The sequence below is a fragment of the Saccharopolyspora montiporae genome (genome assembly GCF_015209505.1).
Classification (GTDB): domain Bacteria; phylum Actinomycetota; class Actinomycetes; order Mycobacteriales; family Pseudonocardiaceae; genus Saccharopolyspora; species Saccharopolyspora montiporae.
This window is the reverse complement of sequence record NZ_JADEYC010000009.1, coordinates 339,701-346,186: the sequence shown is the minus strand read 5'-3', so window position 1 is coordinate 346,186 and position 6,486 is coordinate 339,701. Positions and strand designations below refer to the sequence as shown.

The window sequence follows — 6,486 nt, the reverse complement described above, 5'->3', positions numbered from 1 at the left end:
GATTCGCGGGCGGGGACGCCCGGGGAGTGGCGGGCTGGATCACCTACTGCTGCCGCGCGCTGGAATCCGGTGCGCGCGAAGCGAAGTCGATCGCCGACGCCGTGCAGGAGAGCTGAGGCGTGTCGAAGAAGATCATCATCGACTGCGATCCGGGCATCGACGACGCGCTGGCACTGGCCCTGGCGCACGGCAGCCGGGCCGTCGATCTGGTCGGGGTCACCACGGTGGCCGGCAACGTCGGGCTGCCGCGCACCACGGACAACGCGCTGCGGCTGGCGGACTTCTACGGGATCGCGGCACCGGTCGCGCGGGGGGCCGACCGGCCGCTGATGCGCCCGCCGCGCACCGCGGGGCACGTGCACGGCGAGACCGGGCTGGGCGCCGCGCAGTTGCCGGACCCCGCGCGCGAACCGGTCGCCGAGCACGCGGTGGACTTCCTGATCGAGTCGCTGGCGCAGCAGCCCGGCGAGATCAGCCTGATCGCGGTCGGGCCGTTGACCAACATCGCGCTGGCCCTGCGCAAGGAACCGCGCATCGCCGAGTGGGCGCGCGAGTTCGTCGTCATGGGCGGATCCAGCACCCGCGGGAACATCACCCCGGCCGCCGAGTTCAACGTGCACGCCGATCCGGAGGCGGCGGCGATGGCCTTCGGTGCGGACTGGCGCGCGGTCATGGCCGGGCTGGATCTGACGCACCAGGCGCAGCTCAGCGCGCCGGTGCGCCGGCGATTCGCCGGTCTCGGCAGGCTGGAGGAGGAGTTGCTCGCGCCGTGCCTGGACGTCTACGAGCAGCACGTCGACTACCGCGAAGGCCCGGTCATCCACGACGCGTGCGCCGTGGCCTACGCGATCGCCCCGGAGATCTTCCGCGCCGACCCGGCCGCGGTGCGGGTGGAGACCCGCGGGGAGCACACCTCGGGGATGACCGTGGTGGACTTCGCCGCCGCGCAGCCGGACGCCGACGTGCTGACCACGCTGGACACCGACGCGTTCTGGGACCTGGTCGCGGACGCGCTGCACCGGGTGGCCGAGCGGTTGCCGCAGGTATGAGGCTCAGGCCGGGTCGGTCAGCGCCGCCAGCGCGGCCCGGACCTGCCCGCCGCTGACCGCCAGCGCCGCGGCGGCCCGCCCCGGATCGGCACCGGACAGCAGGTGCACCAGCGCGGTCTTCAGGTCGCCGTCGGCCTCCCGCAGCGCTGCCGCGCACACCTCGTCCGATTCGCCGGTGGCCTCGTGCAGCACGGTGAGTGTGCGGCCGCGCAACTTCGCGTTGCTGGCCAGCATGCTGACCATGAGGTTCGAATAGGTCCGGCCCAGGCGGACCATGATCGTGGTGGACAGCGAGGTGAGCACCAGTTTCTGCGCGGTGCCCGCTTTCATCCGGGTGGACCCGGTGATCGGTTCCGCGCCGGTGTCCACGGTGATCAGCACATCGGCTGCGGTGCCGGTCGCCCCCGGATTGGCGGTGACCAGGGCGGTGGCCGCGCCGAGCTGCCGGGCTGTGCGCAGCGCGGACAGCACGTACGGGGTGCGGCCGGAGGCGGCCAGGCCGAGCACGAAATCGTCCGGTCCGACCGCAGTGCGCATCTCCCGCTCGGCGGTGTCCGCGTCGTCCTCCGCGTTCTCCACCGGGGTGCGCAGTGCCGCCGGACCGCCCGCCTGGTGCGCGACGAACCAGTCCTCCGGGACGTTGAACGTGGGGACGAGTTCGGCCGCGTCCAGCACGGCGAGCCTGCCGGAGGTGCCCGCTCCGACGTAGTGCACCCGCCCACCCGCGCGCAGCGCAGCGGTGCCCAGGTCGACCGCGCGGGCGAGGTCGGGCAGCGCGCGCTCCACGGCTTTCGGGACCTCCCGGTCCTCGGCGTTGAGCAGCCTGAGCACGTCCAGCGTGGGGAGCAGGTCGATGTCGGCGGTGCGCGGGTTGCGCTGCTCGGTCGGGCTGCTGACCCGCGCGGTGTGCTGTCGGCTCATCCCTGCTCCCGGTGTCGGCGGCGGTCCGGTCTGGCGTCGAGCCGATGATCGCGCACCGCCTCGAACGTGGCCTCCAGTGCGGACTCGGTGCGTTCCATCCGGCTCTGCGCGACCGCCACGAACAGGCAGTCCACCACCGCCAGCTGGCCGATCCGGCTGGCCATGGCGCCGGAGCGGTAGCCGGATTCGCGCACGGCGGTGGTGAGCACCTCGTCCACGACCTCGGTCAGCGGGGAACGGGCGAAGTTGGTCAGCACCGCGGTCGTGGCACCGCTGCGGGCGGCTTGGCGCAACGCCTCGCCCGTCTCGCTGGTGGCGCCGCTGTGCGAGATGCCGATCGCCAGGTCGTCCTGCCCGAGTACCGCCGCCGAGGTCAGCGCGTTGTGCGTGTCCGACCACGCGAAGCAGGTCAGCCCGATGCGGTGCAACTTCTGCTGCAGGTCGAGGGCGACGAAGGCGCTGGCGCCGACCCCGTAGATGTCGATGCGGCGGGCTCGACCGATCGCGTCCACGACCCGCTGCAGTGCGTCGCGGTCGAGCTGGCCCACGGTTTCCTCGACGGCCATGGCGTCCGCGTAGCCGACCTTGGCGACCACGGCGGCCAGGTCGTCGTCCGGTTCGATGTCCCCGCCGAGTCTGCGATCCCGCGGGGAGGCGCGCGCGGTCTCGGCTGCCAGTGCGATCCGCAGGTCGGGATAGCCCCCGACGCCGATCGCCTTGCAGAACCGGGTGACGGTGGTCTCGCTCGTGGCCGCGGCCTCGGCGACCTCGGTGATGCTGCGCCGCGCGATGGTTTCCGGGCCGTCCAGCACGATCTTCGCCACCCGCTGCTCGGCGCGGGCCAGGCCCGGAAGCAGCGAGCGGATGGTGACCAGCGGACTCGTTGCGCCGATCGAGGATGTCGCGTCACTACCCACGGCGGAAACTTACTGACCCGCAGCAGTTTTCGTCAATATTTGCCATCTCACGTCGTCCTCTCCGCGGCACCTCTGACGGGGACGGCACCCGGGCTCGTCCGGGTTGCCCCGCGCGCAGCACTGGCGAGAACTCGCCGGGCTTCACCGGCCGGAAACGGCTCGGTGCTGTGCGCGGAAACATCCGGATCGCAGACTGCCGTCCGCCCACCGGTTCGCCGAGGAGGAACGGATGTCGGTCGACACGACCCTGCCCGCTGCGGGGCAGAACGCCGCGCGGGAAACGCTGGAGGACTACACGCTGCGCTTCGCGCCGCGCAGCTACCGGCGGTGGCGGCCCGCCGTTGTGGCCACGACAGCGCTGGGCGGCATCGCCTACCTCGCCGACTTCTCCATCGGCGCCGGCATCGGGCTCACCTACGGGACGGTCAACGCGCTGGCGGCGATCCTGGTCGCCGCGACCATCATCTTCACCACCGGCCTGCCGCTGGCCTACTTCGCGGCGCGGTACAACCTCGACCTGGACCTGATCACCCGCGGATCCGGGTTCGGCTACTACGGATCCGTGCTGACCAGCGTCATCTTCGGCGGCTTCACCTTCATCTTCTTCGCCACCGAGGGCGCGATCATGGCCCAGGGGCTCGAAGTCGGGCTCGGCGTCCCGCTGTGGCTGGGCTACCTGATCACCACGCTCATCGTGATCCCGCTGGTCATCTACGGGATGAAGGCGCTGAGCACGATGCAGGTGTGGACCACGCCGATCTGGCTGCTGCTGATGATCGGGCCGCTCGGCTACCTGGTCGCGGTCGATCCGGGTTCGGTGGGCGAGTGGCTGGCCTTCACCGGCAGCGAGGGCGGTGGGCTCAACCCGGCCGCGGTGATGCTCGGCGCCGGTGTCGCCCTGTCGCTCATGGCGCAGATCGGCGAACAGATCGACTACCTGCGGTTCATGCCGCCACGCACGGAGCGCAACAAGCGTTCCTGGTGGGCGTCCGTGCTGCTGGCCGGGCCCGGCTGGGTGCTGTTCGGGGCGGTCAAGCAGGCCACCGGCGCCTTCCTGGCGTTCTTCATCGCGGGAGTGGCCGGTGCCGCGGCGACCGAACCGGTGCAGCAGTTCCTGGGCATCTACGAGCTGTTCCTGCCGGCGGCGTTGGCCGTGCCGCTGGTGGTGGTGCTGGTGGTGATCAGCCAGGTCAAGATCAATGTCACCAACGCCTACTCCGGCTCGCTGACCTGGACGAACTCCTTCACCCGCGTGACGCGGCGCTACCCGGGGCGCAACGTGTTCGTGCTGGCCAACCTGGCGGTCGCGCTCGTGCTCATGGAAGCGGACATGTTCGCCTTCCTGAACTCGGTGCTCAGCTTCTACGCGAACACCGCCATCGCCTGGGTGGTGACCGTGGCGGCGGACATCGCCATCAACAAGTACGTGCTGCGGATCTCCCCGCGCCGCCCCGAGTTCCGGCGCGGCATGCTGCACGCGGTCAACCCGGTCGGCGTGCTGTCCTTCCTGGCTTCGGCCGGGATCTCCATCGCGATGTACTTCGGCGCGTTCGGCCCGGCCGTCGCCCCCTACTCGCCGATCGCGGCGGTGCTCATCGCGCTGGTGGCCACCCCGTTGCTGGCGGTGCTGACCCGCGGCCGGTACTACCTGCGGCGCACCGACGACGGGATCGCCGAACCGCGGTTCGACGCCGACGGGACACCGGTCGACACCCGCTACACCTGCCGGGTCTGCGCGCAGGAGTACGAGCGGCCGGACGTGCTGGCCTCCGCGCGCGGCGGGGTCATCTGCTCGCTGTGCCTGACCACCGACCGCACCGGGGAGCACGTGCTGCCCGCGACGTGCTGAACCGGTGTCAGCGGCCGGTTTCCGCCCAGCCGCGGGAATGCAGCCGCTCGTCGTCCAGCTCCCCGTCCAGCAGCGTCCCGCGGTGGTCGGTGACGTGGATGCCGTCCACGTGCACGCCCCGGCCGACGTACTGCTCGTCCGGGAGGTAGCGCCACCGCAGACCGATCTGCGCCCCCGGCGGCGCATCGACTTCGGCGCGGACGTCCCACCAGGCGCGGTGCCCGGAACCGGCCAGTTCCGCGACTTCGCCCTCGGGGGCGCCCGGTCCGTCGGCGCGCAGCGGGACCGGCCGCCACCCGGCACCGTCCACATCGGCTTCGAGCTGCAGCCGGTCCGCACCGTCCGGATCGTGCTGGGTGTCCACGAACGCCTGGAACGACACCTGCGCGGGCCCGCGCACCGGCCCGACCGCGTCCGAGGTGAGCTCGGCGGGCCGGGCCGGATCGGCGAACCAGGACCGCGAGCCGCGCGCCGGATCCACCGCCAGCGAACGGGCCAGCCCCTGCGCCAACGTCTCCCGCGCCGCGTTGTTCGAGCCCCACTCCCGGTTCGGGTGCACCCGGTTGGTCAGCAGCACCGCCACCGACCGCGACGCCGGGTCCAGCACCAGCGATGTACCGGTGAACCCGGTGTGCCCGGCGGTGCGCGGCCCGCTCAATCCGCCCATGTACCAGCGCTGATCCAGCTCGAAGCCGAGACCGTGCGCGTCGCCCGGGAAATCGCCGTTGAAGTCGGTCAGCATCCGGCGCACCCCCTCGGTCGACAGCACCCGGGCGCCGTCGTGCTCGCCGCCGTTGAGGATCGCCTGCCCGAGCACCGCGAGGTCGTCAGCGGTGGTGAACACGCCCGCCTGGCCGGCGACACCACCCAGCGACCAGGCGTTCTCGTCGTGCACCTCGCCGCGCACCATGCCGCGCGGCGGATCGGCGGAGTACTCGGTCGCGGCGATGCGCGGGTGCTTGCCGGCCGGCGGGCGGAATCCGGTGTCCGACATGCCCAGCGGCCCGGCGATCCGCTCGGCGACCACCCGGTCCAGCGGTGCGCCGGACATCCGCTCCACGAGGACGCCGAGCACGATCATGTTCGGGTCGGAGTAGGTGTAACCGGTGCCCGGTGGCCGCTCCGGGGCCAGCCGCATGATGGACGGGATCCGGTCCTGCTCGGGCAGTTTCCACAGCTGCGCCTCGGCCTGCAGCCCCGAGGTGTGCGTGAGCAGCTGGCGGACGGTGATGTCCTCCTTGCCGTTGACGCCGAACTCCGGCAGGTAGCTCGCCACCGGCTCGTCCAGCTGCACGGAGCCCGCGTCGACCTCCTGCAGCACGGCGATCGAGGTGAACAGCTTGGTGATCGAGGCCGCGTCGAAGATCGTGTCCGTGCGCATCGGTTCCCGCTGCTCGGCGGGCAGTTCGGTGCCGCGGTCGTCGGCGTAGCGCAGCTGTTCGCCCACCGCTTCCCGGCGCACCACGATGCCGTCGTGCGCCAGCAGGCTCACCGCTCCCGCGTACATCGGGTGCTCGCGGCCGGGTGTCGGACCGGTCCAGGCGGCGATCCGGCCCAGCGCCTCGTCCAGCGGTTCCGGATCCAGGCCGGCCTGTTCGGCGGTGCCGTCACGCAGCGTGGTGCCCGGTGGGGCGAACCCGGTGCGCGGCCGGTCGAAGTGCCCGCCGACCTGGCCGGGATCGGCCGTCGCCGAACCGGTCAGCACGGTCGCCGACAGCACGACCGCGGCCAGTGCTCTCCTGCCCATCGC

5 protein-coding genes are annotated in these 6,486 nt (G+C 72.0%); 2 read left to right on the top strand and 3 right to left on the bottom strand.

The features are described 5' to 3' along the window. Positions 1-119 precede the first annotated feature (119 nt). Positions 120-1,049 carry a nucleoside hydrolase gene (locus tag IQ251_RS06940; RefSeq protein ID WP_193927606.1) on the top strand — a complete coding sequence of 310 codons (930 nt, stop codon included), beginning with the start codon at positions 120-122 and terminating at the stop codon, positions 1,047-1,049. 3 nt (positions 1,050-1,052) lie between these two features. Here the strand turns inward: IQ251_RS06940 and IQ251_RS06935 are convergent, their stop codons facing one another. Further along, positions 1,053-1,970 carry an N-acetylmuramic acid 6-phosphate etherase gene (locus IQ251_RS06935; RefSeq protein WP_193927605.1) on the bottom strand — a complete coding sequence of 306 codons (918 nt, stop codon included), beginning with the start codon at positions 1,968-1,970 and terminating at the stop codon, positions 1,053-1,055. Beyond that, entirely contained in the window at positions 1,967-2,887 is a 921-nt protein-coding gene (locus tag IQ251_RS06930) for a MurR/RpiR family transcriptional regulator (RefSeq protein ID WP_193927604.1), read from the bottom strand. Before IQ251_RS06930 ends, IQ251_RS06935 begins: the two co-directional genes overlap by 4 nt. A 229-nt stretch (positions 2,888-3,116) precedes the next feature. Between IQ251_RS06930 and IQ251_RS06925 the strand changes: the two genes are divergently transcribed. Continuing rightward, positions 3,117-4,736, top strand: coding sequence for a purine-cytosine permease family protein (locus tag IQ251_RS06925; protein WP_193927603.1), 1,620 nt, complete (start codon positions 3,117-3,119; stop codon positions 4,734-4,736). 7 nt (positions 4,737-4,743) lie between these two features. Here the strand turns inward: IQ251_RS06925 and IQ251_RS06920 are convergent, their stop codons facing one another. After that, positions 4,744-6,483 carry a serine hydrolase domain-containing protein gene (locus IQ251_RS06920; RefSeq protein ID WP_193927602.1) on the bottom strand — a complete coding sequence of 580 codons (1,740 nt, stop codon included), beginning with the start codon at positions 6,481-6,483 and terminating at the stop codon, positions 4,744-4,746. Positions 6,484-6,486: the final 3 nt, after the last annotated feature.

Bases quoted from the DNA above. Each gene is read 5' to 3' on its own strand.
- IQ251_RS06935 (WP_193927605.1), bottom strand. From the start codon at position 1,970: ATGAGCCGACAGCACACCGCGCGGGTCAGCAGCCCGACCGAGCAGCGC.
- IQ251_RS06925 (WP_193927603.1), top strand. From the start codon at position 3,117: ATGTCGGTCGACACGACCCTGCCCGCTGCGGGGCAGAACGCCGCGCGG.
- IQ251_RS06920 (WP_193927602.1), bottom strand. From the start codon at position 6,483: ATGGGCAGGAGAGCACTGGCCGCGGTCGTGCTGTCGGCGACCGTGCTG.